19 protein-coding genes are annotated in these 19,122 nt (G+C 38.2%); 9 read left to right on the forward strand and 10 right to left on the reverse strand.

The annotated features are described in order from the left end of the window. Positions 1–60: 60 nt before the first annotated feature. From IFO69_RS11745 to IFO69_RS11755, 3 genes are all read right to left on the reverse strand, one after another. The gene (locus IFO69_RS11745) at positions 61–1,599 is read right to left on the reverse strand and encodes a helicase HerA-like domain-containing protein (protein WP_192010291.1); all 1,539 of its coding nucleotides are present in this window, start codon (positions 1,597–1,599) and stop codon (positions 61–63) included. An 87-nt stretch (positions 1,600–1,686) separates the two neighbouring features. Beyond that, positions 1,687–2,094, reverse strand: a complete 408-nt coding sequence (locus IFO69_RS11750) for a DUF4332 domain-containing protein (RefSeq protein WP_192010292.1) — start codon at positions 2,092–2,094, stop codon at positions 1,687–1,689. 26 nt (positions 2,095–2,120) lie between these two features. Further along, positions 2,121–2,570, reverse strand: coding sequence for a DUF937 domain-containing protein (locus IFO69_RS11755; protein ID WP_192010293.1), 450 nt, complete (start codon positions 2,568–2,570; stop codon positions 2,121–2,123). A 314-nt stretch (positions 2,571–2,884) separates the two neighbouring features. Here IFO69_RS11755 and IFO69_RS11760 point away from each other — a divergent pair, with 314 nt between their 5' ends. Next, the gene (locus IFO69_RS11760) at positions 2,885–3,640 is read left to right on the forward strand and encodes a molecular chaperone DnaJ (RefSeq protein WP_225444104.1); all 756 of its coding nucleotides are present in this window, start codon (positions 2,885–2,887) and stop codon (positions 3,638–3,640) included. 63 nt (positions 3,641–3,703) lie between these two features. On the opposite strand, the gene IFO69_RS11765 is transcribed toward IFO69_RS11760, so the two are convergent. Together IFO69_RS11765 and IFO69_RS11770 are read right to left on the reverse strand one after the other, a co-directional pair. Next, positions 3,704–4,306 (reverse strand): tetratricopeptide repeat protein, encoded by a 603-nt coding sequence (locus IFO69_RS11765; RefSeq protein ID WP_225444105.1) that lies wholly within the window; start codon positions 4,304–4,306, stop codon positions 3,704–3,706. An 8-nt stretch (positions 4,307–4,314) separates the two neighbouring features. Beyond that, complete coding sequence (locus IFO69_RS11770) at positions 4,315–5,130, reverse strand: 2,3,4,5-tetrahydropyridine-2,6-dicarboxylate N-succinyltransferase (protein ID WP_192010294.1); 816 nt, start codon at positions 5,128–5,130, stop codon at positions 4,315–4,317. A gap of 42 nt (positions 5,131–5,172) precedes the next feature. Between IFO69_RS11770 and IFO69_RS11775 the strand changes: the two genes are divergently transcribed. The 6 genes from IFO69_RS11775 to IFO69_RS11800 all read left to right on the forward strand — a co-directional run bounded on the left by IFO69_RS11775 (position 5,173) and on the right by IFO69_RS11800 (position 11,301). Then, entirely contained in the window at positions 5,173–6,291 is a 1,119-nt protein-coding gene (locus IFO69_RS11775) for a glycosyltransferase (protein WP_192010295.1), read from the forward strand. Positions 6,292–6,746: 455 nt separating this feature from the next. Beyond that, on the forward strand, positions 6,747–7,412 hold the full coding sequence (locus IFO69_RS11780) for a metal-dependent transcriptional regulator (RefSeq protein WP_192010296.1): 666 nt from the start codon (positions 6,747–6,749) through the stop codon (positions 7,410–7,412). Continuing rightward, the gene (locus tag IFO69_RS11785; protein ID WP_225444106.1) at positions 7,409–8,335 is read left to right on the forward strand and encodes a metal ABC transporter solute-binding protein, Zn/Mn family; all 927 of its coding nucleotides are present in this window, start codon (positions 7,409–7,411) and stop codon (positions 8,333–8,335) included. The genes IFO69_RS11780 and IFO69_RS11785 overlap by 4 nt, the downstream gene beginning before the upstream one ends. After that, on the forward strand, positions 8,332–9,120 hold the full coding sequence (locus IFO69_RS11790; protein WP_192010297.1) for a metal ABC transporter ATP-binding protein: 789 nt from the start codon (positions 8,332–8,334) through the stop codon (positions 9,118–9,120). Before IFO69_RS11785 ends, IFO69_RS11790 begins: the two co-directional genes overlap by 4 nt. Before the next feature lies 1 nt (position 9,121). After that, the gene (locus IFO69_RS11795) at positions 9,122–10,414 is read left to right on the forward strand and encodes a metal ABC transporter permease (protein WP_192010298.1); all 1,293 of its coding nucleotides are present in this window, start codon (positions 9,122–9,124) and stop codon (positions 10,412–10,414) included. Continuing rightward, on the forward strand, positions 10,411–11,301 hold the full coding sequence (locus IFO69_RS11800) for a metal ABC transporter permease (protein ID WP_192010299.1): 891 nt from the start codon (positions 10,411–10,413) through the stop codon (positions 11,299–11,301). The genes IFO69_RS11795 and IFO69_RS11800 overlap by 4 nt, the downstream gene beginning before the upstream one ends. 31 nt (positions 11,302–11,332) lie before the next feature. Here IFO69_RS11800 and IFO69_RS11805 read toward each other — a convergent pair whose 3' ends face one another. Continuing rightward, entirely contained in the window at positions 11,333–12,424 is a 1,092-nt protein-coding gene (locus IFO69_RS11805) for an AI-2E family transporter (RefSeq protein ID WP_192010300.1), read from the reverse strand. Between the two features lie 184 nt (positions 12,425–12,608). On the opposite strand from IFO69_RS11805, the gene IFO69_RS11810 reads away from it, so the two are divergent. Both IFO69_RS11810 and mnmE read left to right on the forward strand, forming a co-directional pair. Next, positions 12,609–13,061, forward strand: a complete 453-nt coding sequence (locus IFO69_RS11810) for a thioredoxin family protein (RefSeq protein WP_192010301.1) — start codon at positions 12,609–12,611, stop codon at positions 13,059–13,061. A 136-nt stretch (positions 13,062–13,197) separates the two neighbouring features. Next, complete coding sequence (gene mnmE / locus IFO69_RS11815; protein WP_192010302.1) at positions 13,198–14,580, forward strand: tRNA uridine-5-carboxymethylaminomethyl(34) synthesis GTPase MnmE; 1,383 nt, start codon at positions 13,198–13,200, stop codon at positions 14,578–14,580. 35 nt (positions 14,581–14,615) lie between these two features. Here mnmE and IFO69_RS11820 read toward each other — a convergent pair whose 3' ends face one another. The 4 genes from IFO69_RS11820 to IFO69_RS11835 all read right to left on the reverse strand — a co-directional run bounded on the left by IFO69_RS11820 (position 14,616) and on the right by IFO69_RS11835 (position 18,642). Then, positions 14,616–15,206, reverse strand: coding sequence for a hypothetical protein (locus IFO69_RS11820; RefSeq protein ID WP_192010303.1), 591 nt, complete (start codon positions 15,204–15,206; stop codon positions 14,616–14,618). Between the two features lie 191 nt (positions 15,207–15,397). Next, on the reverse strand, positions 15,398–16,252 hold the full coding sequence (locus IFO69_RS11825; protein ID WP_192010304.1) for an alpha/beta hydrolase: 855 nt from the start codon (positions 16,250–16,252) through the stop codon (positions 15,398–15,400). 104 nt (positions 16,253–16,356) lie between these two features. Next, positions 16,357–17,460 carry a glycoside hydrolase family 43 protein gene (locus IFO69_RS11830; RefSeq protein WP_192010305.1) on the reverse strand — a complete coding sequence of 368 codons (1,104 nt, stop codon included), beginning with the start codon at positions 17,458–17,460 and terminating at the stop codon, positions 16,357–16,359. Between the two features lie 54 nt (positions 17,461–17,514). Further along, positions 17,515–18,642 (reverse strand): endo-1,4-beta-xylanase, encoded by a 1,128-nt coding sequence (locus IFO69_RS11835; protein WP_192010306.1) that lies wholly within the window; start codon positions 18,640–18,642, stop codon positions 17,515–17,517. Between the last annotated feature and the right edge of the window lie 480 nt (positions 18,643–19,122).

Genomic DNA, 19,122 nt, shown 5'->3' on the forward strand with positions numbered 1-19,122 from the left:
TTATTGTATTTTTTACTTAAAATATTCTATAAATATTACACATCCTAATTTTTTTAAAATTTATCTCTTTTTTCCTGACAAAGTCCCCATAATGCTTCTTGTCAATTCCCTGAAAATCGTCCTCCCAATTTGTCTGACCATAGTATTTTTAGATATCTCTTCAAAAAAACTTTCTTCTTCCTTTTTCAGATTAGATTTTCTGGAGGCCTGCTGAGCAGTCTCACCCACCTCTTTTGCTTTTTCTTCTGAATGGCTGATCTTTCTACCTAAAATCTCATAAGCACTTTCCCTATCTATGTTTTGATTGTACTTGAGAACCAACTGGGATCGGTCCACCAAATCCTTAATTTCTGATTCTGTCAAGATATCCATCCTACTGACAGGTGCTCGCATCAATGTATGCGACAAAGGTGTGGGCATTCCCTTTTCGCTTAATGCAGTGACCAATGCTTCACCAATCCCCATAGCAGTGAGCACTTCTTCTGTATCATAAAACTCTGAAATCGGGTAATTTTGCGCTGCCTTTTGAATTCCTTTTCTATCTTTAGCCGTAAAAGCCCTTAGGGAATGCTGTACTTTTAGACCCAGTTGGCCCAAAACACTTTCAGGAATATCTGTTGGGCTTTGCGTACAAAAATATACTCCTACCCCTTTTGAACGGATAAGCTTTACGATAGCTTCAATTTTTTCCACCAACTCATCTGAGGCATTGTCAAAGACCAAATGGGCTTCATCTATAAACAGACATAGTTTAGGCTTGTCTTGATCTCCCAGTTCAGGAAATGTCTCATAAATTTCTGTCAATAGACTTAGCATAAAGGTAGAAAACAATTTTGGACGACTCTGAATATCAGTCAATCGAATGATTGAAATCACACCTTTACCATCTTGTACTTTTACCAAATCATCCACATCAAATGAAACCTCACCAAAAAATTGCTCTGCTCCCTGCTGCTCCAACTCTATGATCTTTCTCATAATCGTATTCACCGACGCTGACGACACTGTTCCATATTCTTCCTTGATCTCTTCCTTGCCTTCATTGATGATATACTGCAATACTTTTTTTAGATCTTTCAAGTCCAAAAGTGGTAACTTCTTTACATCGCAATAGCAAAAAACCATGGCCATAATGCCTCTTTGGGTATTATTGAGTTCCAAAATCTGTGACATCAGTATGGGGCCGAATTCTGTCACCGTCGCTTTCAGCCTTGCCCCTTTTTCTTGACTCAAAGTCAGTAGTTCAACTGGAAGCCCCAAAGGGGTATACTCTACACCGATCATATCACTTCTCCAAGTAATATGGTCATTAATACTTCCAGCTTGAGCCAAACCTGACAAATCCCCTTTTAAATCCATCAGGACACTTGGAATATCTTTCAAGGACAGCTGCTCTGCAATAACCTGTAAGGTTTTGGTCTTTCCTGTTCCTGTGGCACCAGCAATTAATCCATGCCTGTTTAGGGTTTTCAATGGAACTTTTATACTCGCTCCCTTGATAGGTTCCTTTTCTAAAATACCTGTTCCCAAAACAATAAAGTCCTTCTTAGTTGCATAACCATCAACTATCTGTTGCTGAAATTTTTCTTTGGAATTCATATCTATAAGGTGATTGGCTGAAAATAAAATATAAAAAAATACCTTAACCGGATTATCCGATTAAGGTATAAAATACACAAGGTTAGTCTAATAAGTGACCATAGGCTCAAGTTCTTTGGCCTTGTTGATAAAGTCCTCTATTTGGCTCAATGCAGGAACTACCCTGGTCAATTTCTTTTCGGCATTGGTTTCAGTAAGTGCTTTATGCAAGTTTTCAGCATTTCTATTTCTCAGCTCTTTAACGGTATCGACACCGGAAGCTTTCAATAGTTCGGCGAATTGACTGGCTATTCCAGAAATGCGGAACAAATCAGCCATGTTCACAAATGTCAGAATCTTATGTTCATCAATTCCAGTGACTTCAGCCAATTCCTTTCTGCCTTTTTTTGAGGCTCCTTTTTCTAATAAAGCTTCTACAGTTTTAATTCCTGCTTTACCTAATTTTTCTTCATTTACCGGACCGATTCCCTCAATACTTGTTATTGTTTTTGACATAATTGTTGTAATTATTGTATAGTGAATTATTTAAATAAGTTTCCCAATCCTCCCAGCATGTCACCTGCCTTGCCTTTCAGTAAATCACCGGCACTCCCACCAATTAGTTTCATTAAATCTGCCTTTCCGGCATTTCCTCCAGTTTGCGCAGCGATTTTATCCAAAACCAAAGGCAAAACAAAACCAGTAACCTGTTTGGCAATCGTTGGAGAAATTCCCAATTTGGAAACGTAATCTCCCGCAAGATTACTCGCAAATTTCTCGAAAGTACTTGTGCCAGTGGCTCCACTACCCTGGTTTACCAAGGCAAGAAGTCCATCAAAATTACCGGATCCAGCTTCTTTAGTAGCTGTTTTGGTTAAAGATTGCTTAGTGGTTTCCACTGCTTGGGATGCCTGGTCTTCCGTCAAACCAAACTGGCTGGTGATATTAGAGATCACTTCTGGCCCAATATTGCTTAGGATATCTTTGATCATGATTAAAAATTATTGGTTTTAAAATATGAATGAGATGATTTGGGATTTTGACAAACAACAACCCTTCCTCAATTTTAAATATTTCATAATAATATACTAAAAATATAAAATATACGTAAATAAAAGTTTGAATTATGTCAATGTATTACCAAATTGTTAAAACAAATTCATAGAGAAAAACATCATATTTCGTTAATAAACCTTAAAATTTTCAGAAAAAACAAGGACATTTCAATCAATTTTAGGTTCTTTAAATTATTATTAAGAATACCTCTGTGCCAAATATGCTAAAATGCAATAGACTACTTACCCATATGGGTAAGTTTCCAATACTCAACAAAACCATCAAGCTTTCTTTCGTACTTCTTATTTTCATGGCTTCAAGTGCTTTGAAAGCCCAAAACTCCCCTAACCTGGGCCAAACCAGTAAGCTGATGGAGTTGGCAAAGTCTTCCATAGAAAAAGAAGATTATGAACGGGCAAACCAATATTTTAGACAAATCATTGATAGCGGTGTCCCTATTCCTTCTGAAATGCCTTATTATTTTGCGGAGACGCTTTTCCAACTCAGGCAATACGATAACAGCAGCAACTTTCTTCATAAATATTTAGAAATAAATGGTTTTCAAGCGGATCATTATGAAGAAGCCAAGGGACTAGAAAAAAGGTTGGAAGCTCCCTTAAAAGCGATTAAAGATTGTGATCTCTGTGACCACAGAGGATACAGGTACCAAAGCTGTTTTACCTGTGAGGGCAAAAAAGTACTTGAGCAGGATTGCCAGTATTGTCGAGGTAAGGGAATTGTGGGTTGTAGTCGTTGCCAAGGTTCTGGACTCGTGACTAAAAAGAATATTTTCAATATAACAGAATACTTTCAATGTGCGAGATGTAAAGGACAAGGAAGACTTACCTGTCCTAAATGTAAAGGGAGTTTGAAAGAAATCAGCGCTTGCAAAACTTGCTCCGGATTTGGAAAACTTCATTCCGATGAACTTTGTGACCATAAGGAAAAAGAGCCAAATCAAGACAAAGTAGATGAAGAACCAGAAATTGAGAATAATTTGTTTTGAATTTAGGTCAAAACAAAAAAGCTGATCCAATTGGATCAGCTTTTTTTATGCTCTTAGTTTAATTTATTGACAATATTTCTCTAAGGCAGTTTCAGCCGCTTTGTAGTTAAGCGAAGACGCTTTCCTAAAATCATCACAGGATCCCCTCTTTTTGGTCGCATATTTTAAGACACCTCTGTAATAATAAGCTTGACCATAATTCTCATCCATTTTGATCGCATTGCTGTATTCCTTCAAGGCTTCTTCTGTGTTACCAATCTGATGAAGCGCTCTTCCCTTCATGAAATAAGCTGTGGCAGGAGCTCCAGGCACTTCCACAGCATAATCTGCATACAATAAGGAACGTTCAAAGTTATCCTGTTTTTGATAGAGGTTGGATAAGGCAAGCAGCAACTTCACATTTTTAGGATTAATCTTATAACCCGCTTCAAAATCCTCTTTTGCACTTTCAAGATCTCCAAGCTCTTCATGAGCCCTTCCCCTTCGATACAAGGTTTCCACATTTTTCGGTCGTGAAGCTAACTCATCCGAATAAGAAGCAATAGCTTCTTGGTATTGCCCCTGCTCAAATAAATTATCTCCTTCAGATCCTCCCTTGCTTCCACATCCCCACATCAAACTTGCCCCAAAACACAAGGCTAAAACTGGTTTTTTAAAATTCATCATTTACATTTTTATACTGCGACATTGTTTTCACGCAAAGCATCATTTAAAGATGTTTTGCGATCTGTCGATGCCTTACGCTGACCAATGATCAGCGCACATGGTACTTGATATTCACCTGCTGTAAATTTCTTGGTAATGGAACCAGGAATCACAACTGATCTTGGTGGAACATAACCTCTGTATTCTTTAGGTTCATCTCCTGTAACGTCTATTATTTTAGAGCTAGCAGTCAAAGTAACACCAGCACCAATAACAGCTTCTTTACCTATGTGCACACCCTCTACGATAATTGCTCTTGATCCAATAAATGCACCATCTTCAATAATCACCGGAGCTGCCTGCACAGGCTCTAAAACACCACCAATACCAACACCACCACTCAAGTGAACATCTTTGCCAATTTGGGCACAGGAACCTACAGTAGCCCAAGTATCCACCATGGTACCACTATCCACATAAGCACCGATGTTCACATAAGAAGGCATCATTACTACTCCACTCGCAAGAAATGCGCCATATCTGGCTACTGCATGAGGAACTACCCTTACACCATGCTTGGCATAGTTGCTTTTCAGTGCCATTTTATCATGGAATTCAAAAGGTCCTACCTCTATAGTTCTCATTTTTTGAATGGGGAAATAAAGGATCACGGCCTTTTTCACCCAGTCATTTACCTTCCACTCTCCTCCTTCTACAAGCTCGGCCACCCTGATTTTCCCTGTGTCCAAATCATCAATAACCGTCTTGATGGATATTTGAACATCTTTTTCCTTTAACAACTCCCTGTTTTCCCAGGCCTTTTCAATGATAGTCTGTAATTCCATAAATTTATATTAGATTCGCTCTGATAGTATCTTAAGTTTTAAATGAAAAAAGCCAAAGTAGTCATTGCCTCAGTATTGAAACCAGTTACGGATACTAGGGCTTTTGATAAACTTGCAATTTCACTTTGTGAAACAAATAAATACCACATTAACATCATAGGATTTTTAGAAAAAAAAACGGCCAAAATCGCAAATATTGAATATTCAACAATTTTCAGCAGACATAGACTCCATCCTTTTAGGTTTTTTGCACCATTTAATTTTGCCTACCACTTAACCAAGTACAAGCCTGACTTGGTAATTGTTACGACATACGAGCTTTTACTCGCTGCTGCATTCATTAAAAAATTAATGGGCTTTAAATTGATTTATGATATTCAGGAAAACTACTCTAAAAACATTCAATACAACCATACTCTTCCAAATTGGCTTAAAACAGTACCAGTAAAGTATATACAATTTGTGGAAAAAATCACCAATTCATCCATTGATCAATACTTGTTTGCTGAGCAATGTTACGTCGATGAGTTCCCTCATATTTCCAATTTTACTGTTTTAGAAAACAAGTATGTTGAAAAAATCATACCCCAAGCTCCTCTTAAACTCGGATTTAGTTCACTCAAATTTATTATTACTGGTACTATAACCCCAGTTTTCGGAAGCTTAGATGCACTATACTGGTTTAAATATATTCAAGAAAAATTGCCTCAAGCTACTTTGGAAATCATCGGTCATGTACCGTTGGGTGCTTTTAAAAAGACGCTAGAAAATACCGCTAAAAACATCCCAAATGTAATGCTTAATATTAGCAAAAAACCAATTCCACAGAGTCAGGTTTATGAGCGAATGAAAGCCTCGGACATACTGCTTTTGCCGTATCAAAAAACTCCAAGCATTTGGCCCAAAATCCCCACAAAAATTTACGAGGCATTAGCACTTGGCCTCCCCGTAATCATCCCCAAAAACAAGCTTTGGGAATCCCTCATTTCACCTTATCCTGCGGGTGTAGCTTTGGACTTTTTAAATCCAGAAAAGAGCATGGATGGACTTAAAAAGCTTCTTGAAACTGAACTGTTCCTAACCCCTGTATCCAAGGAGGTATTATGGGAAGCTGAAAAGAAAAATCTTCAAACTCTGGTCGCGGAACTTTTAAATAATTAAGGACAAAATAAGTTGTCCTGGATAGCCAAAGGATTGACATTTTTTAATCAAATAACTAAAGCTCCAAAAGCTTTTGTTCATGAACCATCCATTCCTCCAAGAGTATCCATGCTACCGCTTCTGATTTATTTTAAAGTTTAGGCGAGCTTATTGATTCACATTTTTGTAAAAGTTATCCACTTCTCACCCTGTTTAAAAACTTTGGCCAGCTTTTAGGAAACTCATTTAAAATTAGATTTCGATCGGATGCATGCTAATACAACAGACAATAAAGACACTAATAAACAAACACTTACAAAACATTTAGTTTAAAACTAATTTATTTTTTAGATTAATCTAAATCAATAATCACAAACTAAAATGAGTTATCCACAAGCGATTTAGGTTTTATTGAAATATTTTTTTAGTATTATCTAAATTATTATATTTGACCTATCAACTTTAAAAATGACTTAATGCCAAGCTTAACATACGCAGAAGAAAATTATCTTAAGGCCATCTACCATTTGTCCGACGGTGGTAAACACAATGTCTCCACCAATGACCTATCAAAAGAGATGAAGACGAAACCTGCTTCTGTAAGCGACATGCTCAGAAAATTATCCGACAAAGAAGTTATCAACTACAGGAAATATTACGGTGTGACCATTACTGAGGAAGGGAAAAAATCCGCCCTACAAATCATCAGAAAGCATCGACTATGGGAAGTCTTCTTAGTGGAAAAATTAATGTTCAGTTGGGATGAAGTTCATGATGTTGCTGAGGAGTTGGAGCACATCAAATCCACCATCCTCATCCAGCGTCTTGATGACTTCTTGGGTAACCCAAAATACGACCCTCATGGTGATCCTATTCCTGATGAATTTGGGGATGTAAAAGCCCGTCCAAGGATTCCGTTAAACGACCTCGGATTAAATGATTCAGGACAGATTGTAGCAGTAAAAGATAGCAGTGCCGCTTTCCTAAGATACCTCGATAAGGTGGGCGCTTATATAGGTGCTAGAATCAAAATTTTGGACAAGGTTGAGTTCGATGGTTCGTTGGAGATTCTTGTTGACAATAAAAAGACCTTGTTCATGTCTAAAGATGTGGCAGGGAATATTCTAATTATACAATCATGATGAAGATAAGGCTGGTATTAATTACTACTATTATTGCCGTCCTTCTTTCTTCATGTAAGTTTGACCGCAAAGGAGACCAAGGTAAATTTCGCATTACGGCCACTACCAATATCATGGCTGACGGTGTAAGGTCATTGGTGGGTGACAGTGCCATTGTCACTCCTTTGATGGCAGTGGGTGTTGACCCTCATCTTTACAAAGCCTCCCAAAGGGATCTGGATTTACTGTTTGATGCAGACTTGGTCGTTTATCATGGCCTACATCTAGAGGGAAAAATGGTTGAGGTACTTCATAAGTTTAGTAGAACCCATGAGGTCATTGATGTGGGAGCATTCCTCCCTCCCACCCTTTTGATCTCCAGCCCTGCATTTGCTAATACTGTAGATCCCCATATCTGGTTTGATGTGAAACTTTGGAGTTTGGCCATGGAACAATTAAAGGATGCTATCCTTGAAAAGAAACCAGAATGGACTGATTATGTGAATACTAATTGGGAAAAGTACCAGACACAATTGACAGCATTAGACCAATATACTGCCCATGAAATCAAAAAAATCACCAATCAGGGCCAAGTTCTAATCACGGCTCATGATGCTTTCTCGTACTTTGGAAAGGCCTATCAGATCGACGTCAAAGGACTGCAAGGTCTCTCCACATTGAGTGAACCAGGGCTAAATGATGTGTCCAAGCTGGTTAACTTTATTATTGAGAGGAATATTAAGGCCATTTTTATTGAACAATCCATTTCTCCGAAAGCCATTAAAGCAGTAGTTGAAGGGTGCAAGAGAAAAGGCCACGATGTAGTATTGGCCGGGCCACTTTACACTGATAGTCTTGGGGAGCCTGAAGGACCAGCAGGGACTTATTTGGGCATGGTAAAGACCAATGTGGATGCCATCGTACAAAACTTGAAATCAAAATGATAGAACAAATAAACAATCCGGTAGTTGAAGTACATGACCTGATGGTCAGTTACGGCCAAAACCCTGTACTATGGAATATTGACCTTACTTTGCCAGCAGGAAACCTTATAGGAATTCTTGGTCCCAATGGAGCTGGTAAATCCACATTGATTAAGGCAATTATGGGATTGGTAGAAGCCAATAGCGGATATTCCAAGATTTTTGACCAAGATTTAAACCATGTTAGAAACCGCGTAAGTTATGTGCCACAGCGCGAGTCAGTAGACTGGGACTTCCCTGCTTCTGCACTGGATATCGTCATGATGGGAACCTACCACCATTTAGGGCTTTTTAAGCGGCCAGGCAAAAAGGAAAAAGAATTGGCTATGGATTGCCTTCAAAAGGTCAATATGAAAGCTTTTGCCAAAAGGCAGATCAGTGAATTGTCCGGTGGTCAACAGCAACGAGTCTTTATTGCCCGTGCATTGGCCCAGCAGGCTGACATCTATTTCATGGATGAACCTTTTGCCGGTGTGGACATGAGTACTGAGAAAGCTTTGGTGAGTTTATTTCAGGAAATGACTGCCACGGGCAAAACCGTGATCGTCGTTCACCATGATATCTATTCTGCAGGTAAGTACTTCAATTGGCTTATTATGCTCAATATGCACCTTATTGCTTCAGGACCTACAGAAAAAGTTTTGACAGAAGACTTACTGACCAAAACTTATGGAGGCAAACTTTCTATGCTGACAGATATAGGTGAGCTGATCAAGAAAAGTGATTTCAATCCTTTGAAAAACTGATATGGAAGATTTCTTGTACTTCTTTTCTTTTCAAGATCCCAATGTGCTGATGGTCGTCATTGGCATATCATTGCTGTCCATCAGTGCGGCCATGGTAGGTACATTTACCTTCTTAGATAAAAAGGCCCTGGTGGGTGATGCCATTTCCCATGCCGTTTTGCCCGGAGTCTGTCTGGCTTTTATGTTTTCCGGAAACAAAAACCCCTTCTGGATTGTTTCTGGAGCATTTTTTACTGGCGGCCTATGTACCTATGCCATTACTTGGATTTCCAATTACACCAAACTCAAAGAAGATACAGTGATTGCATCCGTTCTCTCAATTTTCTTTGGTGTTGGGATAGTCATGATGACCCAGCTGCAACAAACTGGCAATGCTTCCCTATCTGGCTTAGATCATTTTATTTTTGGAAATGCTATATCCATTGTTAGAAAAGACTTATGGGTGTATGGATTTCTTGCCTTGGCAATCATTCTATCAATTCTATTCTTCTATAAGGAATTTAAAGTAATGGTCTTTAACCGATCCTTTGCAGAAAGCGTCGGACTGCCTGTTAAACGTCTCGAATTTCTTTTCAATTCATTGATGGTTTTGGCTGTGGTTACAGGTATTCAAGCCATAGGCGTGGTGTTGATGGCAGCACTTCTGATTACTCCAGCGGCTGCTGCCAAATTCTGGACAGACCGATTGGACAAGATGCTTTGGATTGCTGTTTCCTTTTCCTTGGTATCAGGAATTACGGGTGCTTACATTTCATTTGTACTCCCCCACATGCCCACCGGCCCTTGGGTAGTCATTGTACTTTCATTGATTGCTTTTCTATCTTTTTTCTTCTCCGTCAAAAAAGGAATTCTCACCAAATGGATAGCTAGAAGAAACTACCAAAGAAAGATCCATTCAGACCACATTCTTAAGGCACTGTTTGGGGCTCGGGAAAAAGGCATTACAAATCTTTCAGTTGAATCCATTTTCAATAATTTCCCTGGTAAATCTTTTAAAACGCAGTATTCAATTAACAAATTAATTAATAAAAAATATATAACTGATAATCAAGGAAGTATATCATTAACAAAAAAAGGATTAACAGAAGCAAAACGGATAGTTCGGCTTCATAGACTATGGGAGCTTTACATGACCGAATACATGAATATTGCTCCGGATCACGTGCATGATAGTGCGGAAAAGCTGGAACATATTATTACGCCAGAATTGGAACAAAAGCTAGACAAAAACCTCAATTTCCCGCAAGCAGATCCCCATCAGTCCATCATTCCTAGAGACCAAGATAAATCATGAGTTTTGACCCAAATGCATTTATAATTATCCTGACCGGCTCCATGATTGCCATTTCCTGTGGATTGCTTGGTGTATTTCTGATGCTCCGCAAGATGGCCATGACTGGTGATGCCATTTCGCATGCTGTGTTGCCCGGAATTGTCATTGCCTTCTTGATTTCAGGCAGTCGACATGGTTTGGCCATGGTAATTGGCGCTGGACTTGTTGGGATCATTGCCACTGTATTTATAGAGTACCTCAGCAACAAGGTGAAACTTCAGTCGGATGCTTCCATTGGGATTACCTTTACTTCCCTTTTTGCCATCGGCATTATCATGATCACATTCTTGGCCAATCAAATTGACCTGGACCAAGACTGTGTATTATATGGGGAAATTGCCTACGTGCCCATTGATCTATGGATTACTGGATCAGGAACTATTATGGGACCAAGGGTAACCTATCTATCATTGATCAACTTGACCTTAGTGAGCCTTTTTATTTATTTGTTTTTCAAAGAGTTAAAGATCAGCACCTTCGACAAAGAGTTTGCGGCAACCATCGGTTTATCTACTGTTGGGGTCAATTACGGCTTGATGGGCATGGTTTCTTATACAACTGTAAGTTCTTTCGAAGCTGTGGGAGCCATTTTGGTGGTTGCATTGATGGTTGTCCCTCCTGCCACAGCATTTCTCTGGACTAAAAATTTAAAGCGCTTGATACAATTAACAGTTGCTTTAGGAATACTGGCTTCCTTTCTGGGATACTACCTAGCATTCTTCCTCAACAGTTCCATTGCTGGTGCCATGGCCTCTGTAGCAGGTTTCTTTTTCTTTCTGAGTGTCATCTTGAACCGCAAGCAAATTCCAGCCATCAAAAAGAAGCTTTCCAAAATGAAAGTGGCCTAGGACAAACCTAGAATAATAAAGGATGCAATAGTTAACTAGCCTTGGGGGGTTTATCCTTAGTCTTTTTAAGATGGGTTTTATCCTCACCAAGTAACTTGGCAAAAGGCATGGTACCACTATCCAGTTCAAATATTCTACGCATGATGGCCAAAGTAGGTATGATCAGAATCATGCCGGCAATGCCCCAAATTGCCCCACCTACCAATAGTCCCAAAAAAGTGATAAAAGCGTTTAGGTTCACATTGGATCCCACGATCTTCGGGGTAAGGAAATTACTTTCTATCAGTTGAATTACCGCAAATAGAACTAGGATGAAAAAAGGAGAAACCATAGAGTCTGACGTCAGGAAAGCATAAAAGAATGGCAGAATAGCCCCCAAGAAAGGGCCTAAATAAGGGATTACATTTAATAAGGCCGCAAAAAGCCCAAAGAACAGGGCATGATCAACTCCAAGAACGTATAAAGCCGTTGTATTCAATACCGCTAAAATGGCCATCACTTTCATCAAACCAATGATATAACCTTGAACCATTCTTCTGATCCTAAAAATTTCTAGTCTCACTTTTCTAGGATTTTCATGCTTGAATAAATGTGCCATAAAGTCCGCCAAGTGATGCCTATAGATCAACATAAAAAAGATAAATACTGGAGTAAGCACCAAACCGGTAAGCGATCCAATGGTATTGATCATTACTTGGGGCAAGCTCTGGTTTCCAGACTTAAAAAACTTGATAAATTGAGATAGATCAAAACCACTTTGTAATCCAATTTCATACCCCAAACTGCTAGAGAAAAACGCATCTACTCCAGCAAGCCACTCATTCATGTGCTGACCAACATTCTCCAAATCTTGACTGACTCCTTTGATCTGTATAATAATAAGGGTAATGATCCCTCCCAAAAAAAGCATTCCACCTAACCATGCCAGTAAAACACTCAATGTTCCGGGAACCTTTCTCCTTTCCAGCCAGGTACATATTGGCGTCAATAAGATGGAAAGCATTCCTGCCATCATCAAGGGAACCAATAATTTTTTACCCAAAATCAGAATAAAAACTATGGTGATGATCAACAAGAGTACAAAAAGCACCCTTATGAATGTGGGAATTATTATTTTTTGCATAAGCACTTCATAACTTAATCTTATTACTTACTAATATTATGCAAAAGGGATGGAGATTCCGAATTTTATGTTACTCCTTCGTGTAAAAGAAAATTGCTGAGAATATTTCCATGAACTCTTCATGAAATTTTCCGTAATGAACTAAGACTGAAAATGCGTAGTTTAGCAAGTAATTATGAATGAAATGAAAAGAATACTTACACTGGTTTTTTTGATGATTTTAGGGTCTAGTGTTTATGCCCAAAAGGCTAAAATACAGTGGCTCAGCTTTGATGAGGCAACAGCCATGAATCAAGAAAATCCTAAAATGCTGATCATTGATGTCTATACGGACTGGTGTGGTTGGTGTAAAAAAATGGATAAGGAAACTTTTACGGACGAAGGAGTCATCAAATACATTAATGAAAATTTCTATGCTGTAAAGTTAGACGCAGAAAACAGTAAGAAAAAGTTTGAATTCAAAGGCAAAGAATATACTGAAAAAAGTATGTCGCGTGCTATGAGGGTGAGCTCCTACCCTAACTTTGTAATTATGGATGCAGCTATGGAAAACATTACCCAACTACCAGGCTACAGAGAACCAGAAGTTTTTCTCAAAGATCTAGTAGCGACAATTGAAAAATTTACCGGGAAATAAGGACTCCATAATCTTGAGTAGAGAGTATTAAAATTCAATTCTCATTACTATTTGATTAATATCAATTCCTAAATTCCTATTATCTAGAGCCCATTTTTTATCTTGCATCTTATATTTAGAATTTAACCAATCAAAAATGGCTTTTTCCATTACCGAAAAAGAAGATACGATCATTGCATTGGCCACTCCACAAGGAGTTGGTGCTATAGCGGTCATTAGACTTTCTGGCAAAGAGGCTATCAAGCTGACCAATGAGGTTTTTGCTGGAAAAGACCTTGAAAAACAGGATTCCCACACCATCCATTTTGGAACTATTCGTGATGGTGAAAAAGTAATTGATGAAGTATTGATATCTTTGTTTATCGCTCCAAAGTCCTTTACGAAGGAAAATGTGGTAGAAATCTCTACACACGGTTCCTCCTACATCATCAATCAGGTGATCAAACTTTTCATTAGAAAGGGAGCCAGACCTGCAAAGCCTGGAGAATTTACTCAAAGGGCCTTTTTGAATGGACAATTTGACTTAGCACAGGCGGAAGCAGTGGCGGACTTGATCCATTCTGACTCTGAAGCGTCCCACCAAGCAGCCTTGCATCAAATGCGTGGTGGTTTTAGTGGAGAAATTAAGGAACTCAGGGATAAACTAATCCACTTTGCCTCCATGATAGAGTTGGAACTGGACTTTGCAGAAGAAGATGTGGAATTTGCCAGTCGTGAAGATTTACAAAATTTGGTGGAGAAACTACTAAGAGTAGTAGAACAGCTGATCTCCAGTTTTGATTTGGGCAATGTAATTAAAAACGGTGTACCTACTGTAATTGCCGGTAAACCCAATGCCGGTAAATCCACCTTGCTCAATGCTTTGCTGAACGAAGAAAAAGCCATTGTTTCCGATATTGCAGGAACTACCAGAGACTTTATTGAAGATGAAATCAATATAGGTGGTGTGATCTTCCGTTTTATAGATACTGCAGGATTACGGGAAACTACAGATACCATAGAAGCAATTGGTGTAAGCAGAACGCAGGAAAAAATGAAGACTGCTTCTTTGATCCTTTACCTTTTTGATCTGGCTGATACCGACATGGTAGAAATCAATAGGGATATCAATAAATTGGAAAACTTAGGCGTACCCTATGTTAAAGTAGCCAATAAGATAGATAAATCTAAAACCAAGTTTATCAATGAGTTAAAAGAAAAACATCCAGACACTATTTTTATCTCAGCGGGACAGAAAGAACACCTGGATGATTTGAAGGACAAGATCCTGGAGCTAGTAAATCTGGACAAGTTCAAAACGGGGAACACCGTGGTCACCAACATCCGTCACTACGATTCTCTGGTCAAAACCCGGGAATCTTTACTCGATGTCCTTGGCGGCATCGACAATGAAATCACCAATGACTTTATGGCCATGGATATCCGCAGGTCCCTACATTTCCTCGGGGAGATCACCGGAGAGATCACCACGGATGACTTGCTAGCGAATATATTTTCTAAGTTTTGTATCGGCAAGTAAAACCAGTCCGGATTTTAAATCTGGACTGGTTTTGTTCAATTATTGGATTCATATTTTTTTTTTAAACCAAGCTCTTTGGCAAGCTGTTTAAAAGCACCTTTTGCACCATCATAAACTGCTTGTTCTGGTTTAGGATAGGTCAAGTAAGTATTTCCTTCATAAGTATTGTGTACGGTATGCATGACCAATTCGCCTTTCTTATTAAATAACTTTAAATAAACCACAGTATCAAAATAATTACGGTAATTACTCCCGATAACCCGATAGTTCACAGGAACATAAATTAATTTAGGGATAATTAAACCTTTTAACTTCTTTTCATGGCATAGTTTCTTTATATAAGAAGAATTAGAGTCCTCATATGACAACGGTTTATTTAATTGTACCGGTTTGCCTATACCATAGTTAAGAAAACTTTCCTTTATGGAATTATCAAAATATTCATTTGTCTCCCAGAAATGAAATTGATTTATATGATATACGGTCTCTAAGGGTGCTATTCCCCAATTATCTGTTTCAATAGGAACATCCGTTTTATAAAGTGTCTTTGATCCAATTGCAGCGCAAGAAGAGAGTAGACTCGCCAGAAGAACGGTTTGAAAAATATGGTGTTTTTTTTGGTTCATTTTTGTCAGAAATAATTTTCCGAAATTATACCAATTGCTGAATAAAGGCCAATTATTCTCTTCTAAATATTATCCTAAAACAGATCAACCAAGGTTTCGAATTTAAAAAAAACCGGAAAGGAACCCTTTCCGGCTTTTTTGATTAGTAAACCCCTATAAATTATGAAATAAATTATAGCATTTTTATAAAATCATTGAAACCTATATTGATCCTTAAACAAAAGTTGGGCAAACCAGTAAAGATCATTTTTCCAAGTGTGGTAGCCATAACCTCCTTTTCCAAAACCATAAATATGATCAATTTGGTTAGCTAAAAGTTCTTCACTAATGGCATCTATTAGCCTTTTACATTTATCCTTTTCCCCACAACTTATCCAAATTAGATTCATTCTTAAATTTAGTAGAGTCCATTTTGCTGCCTTGGTAAAATTAAAGTTTGGTGCCGAAGTGAATGCTCCTACCCAAGAAAAGAGGCGCTGGTTTCCCAATCCTATGTTCAAAGACTGCCCTGCTCCCATACAAACCCCGGCAATGGCCCGGTGATATGAATCTGGTATTACGTTAAATTTGGATTCAACAGCATAAATCAAATTCTCCAATAGGTCTTCCTTGAATATGTCAAAAGCAGCAAGTTTTTCTTTATCAAATAGATTACCCAAAGGCCTGTCATTTTTCATTGCCCGGCCATTGGGAAAAATGAGGATCATTGGTTTTGCTTTCCCCTGATTGATCAAATTATCCAAGATTATATTAGCTTGGCCATTGATAAACCAAGCATATTCATCCCCCCTAATACCATGTAATAAATATAAAACCGGGTATCTCATCTTCTCGTCGTAGCCTGGAGGGGTGTAAACCAATGCTTTCCGAATTGAATTTGTCGCATTAGAGTAGTACTTCATTGTACTGATTTCACCTCTAGGACCACCCATCACTTTATCAAAACCATAGGGAGCTTCTTCAACCATTTCCTTTTCCCTAGCCTTCAAAGAACTAATAACTAAGCCCATTGCAGTAAAAATCCCTGTCAGTAATGCTGTTTTCATATTCTTTGGTTTTCTATGTTAATTGTAATTGATCGAGCCATAATAATCTGGTTCATAGCGGTATAGTACTTCCATTTCCAAACACCCAATCATGAAGCCCCCATTTATTTTAAAGTGTAAGGTTTGATTTCTTGAATAGAACCATCAGGATTATGAACTAACTTGGTCATTTTAATATTTCTTAGATAGTTCTTTCCAGACATCTGTGTATCATGGTAAAATAAATACCATTCTTCCTCAAATTTCACAATAGAATGATGATTGGTCCAGCCCTGAACCGGATGAAGAATCACTCCACGATAAGTGAATGGCCCATAAGGGTTATCCCCGGTAGCGTAAACTATTTTATGGGTATCTCCGGTCGAATAGGAGAAATAATAGGTTCCATTATATTTATGGACCCAAGAAGCTTCAAAAAACCTTTTATCATGATCTCCTGCCTTAATAGGCTCCCCAGACTCGTCAAGAATCAATATATTTCTTGGACTTTCACCAAACTCCAACATGTTGTCTTTCAGGATAGCTACTTGCGGGGAAATTGCCGGCTCTTCATCCAAGGGCTCATCATCATATGGGCTATCACCAGTTGAGAGATATTCACCCGTTCTCCATTTTTGCAATTGGCCGCCCCAAATACCGCCCCAATATATATAGTACTTTCCGTCTGTATCTTCGAATACGGCAGGATCCATACTAAAACTTCCGGAAATTGGTTCTGGCTCTGCTTTGAAAGGTCCCTCTGGGTTTTCCGATACGGCTACACCAAGTCTGAAAATATCATCTTCATCCTTGGCTGGAAAGTATAGGAAATACTTGTCATCTTTCTGGGCTGCATCTGGTGCCCACATTTGTCTTTTGGCCCAGTTCACATCCTCGATATCCAATGCAACGCCATGGTCAGTCACTGAGCTACCCGGGTTGGACATGGAATAAACATGGTAATCTTTCATATCATATTGTGCTCCGGAATCATCTTCCTTTGTATCTGATTCTACATCATGAGAGGGATAAATATAAATTTTTCCATTAAAAACATGTGCTGACGGATCAGCGCTGTACAAATCCTCAACCAAGGGTTGATTTAGATAACTAATGGTATCAGTTTCTATACTGTCACTTTCCTGCTGATCATCTTCTTGACTGCCGGAATTACAAGCCATCAATAGAAAATTTGCCACAAACACGGTAAGTACTAGGTTGTATTTCATTTGGGTGATAGGGTTTATAATTGATAATTCGCTATATATTTGAGTAAATACTTATCATTTATCATCAAATTTTTTGAACTGTAATTCTATTTCTGGTTTAAGTGTGTAATCATTTTCAAAAAGCAATGGATAGGCAGTTCTACCTCGAATGGGCCAGTTATTCAACCAACTGTCTTGATCCCTGATCCCCCAGAGGGTCACTCTTGTCACCACCGCCTTATGCTTTTCGAATAAGGCAAAAAGATCATAATAACGCTGAGCCAGTGCTTCACGTATTTCCTCTGGAAAACCATCTTGATAGGGATCATATTGCTTTTCGTATTCGAAATTATCATCGATATCAGCCCCACGCCTATTGGTTGGATTAGGCAACACATCAATATCCAATTCTGTTATCATTACTTTAAGTCCCAGATCAGCAATTTTTAAAATAGAAGCCTCTATCTGCTCAAGTGAAGGCGATGTTAGCCCATAATGCCCTTGCATTCCAATTCCATCTATGCGTATCCCCTGTTCCTTTAAAGAAGAGGCCATTGCCACCGCAGCATCAATTTTTTCAGGCTTCCAAAGGTTGTAATCATTATAATAGAGTTCAGCATCAGGATCTATCTCATGTGCCTTTTTAAAAGCTTTTGCGATAAAATCCTGGCCGATAATGTTATACCAATGTGATTTTCTATATGCTCCATTATCGGTAAAAGCTTCATTGACTACATCCCAACCGTTTATGCTTCCTTTATACCTGCCCAAAACAGTAGTGATATGATCCTCCATGCGCTTGGTAAGCTCTTCCCTGTCTAAAAATTCGCCTGATTCATTTTTAAATACCCAATTTGGCGTTTGATTGTGCCAAACCAAGGTATGGCCAATAATAAAGGCATTAAGCTCTTTACCTAAATTGACAAAGGCATCTGAGGGGTTGAAATTATAGCTTTCAGGGGTAGGATGAACAGATTGCCACTTCAATAGATTTTCGGGGCTGATACTGTTGAAATGGTTCACGAGCGTATTCTTTACCATGGGGTCATTGCCCATTACGTCTCTTCCATTCAATGCGGCACCAATTTTAAAATCATGCGCAAAGGTTTGACAAATGGAAAACGAACCGCTTGAATGTTCATGAACATCCATATTTAGAATGGATATGAAAGCGAGGACATAAGTCAATAGGAAAGTATGCATCCTTATTAAAAATTAGGTTATGTTTCGGGTATTATTAATTTGTCAAAATGAATAATTGAATTAAACACATCTGACAAAACAAATGTAAACAGCGAATAAATTATTAAAAAGTTCCAACACAAAACTTAAAGTATTGATAATCAATTATTTATAATTTAATATTCGGTTAAATAACAATTATCCTTATTTGAATTATAATTGCAAATTCCATTTAGCACAACGAAAAGCGGATATATGAGTTGGTATTTCAACTGTAAACATTTACTTAAGCGTAAATTTAATTGCACTTAAATGAAACGACTGATTTTCAATACTTTAATATATATTTTTTTTTAAATTGTTTATGCTTCAACCTGTATATTTTGACTTAAAAACAGGCTATTTGTAGTTTGGGCTTTAATAATGTAGAGGTGAGAACTTATAATTTTATATATTCAATCTCTATTTTAATTCACCTAGCAATAAAGCTTCAAAATAACC

It is taken from the genome of Echinicola arenosa (assembly GCF_014841125.1).
Classification (GTDB): Bacteria; Bacteroidota; Bacteroidia; order Cytophagales; family Cyclobacteriaceae; genus Echinicola; species Echinicola arenosa.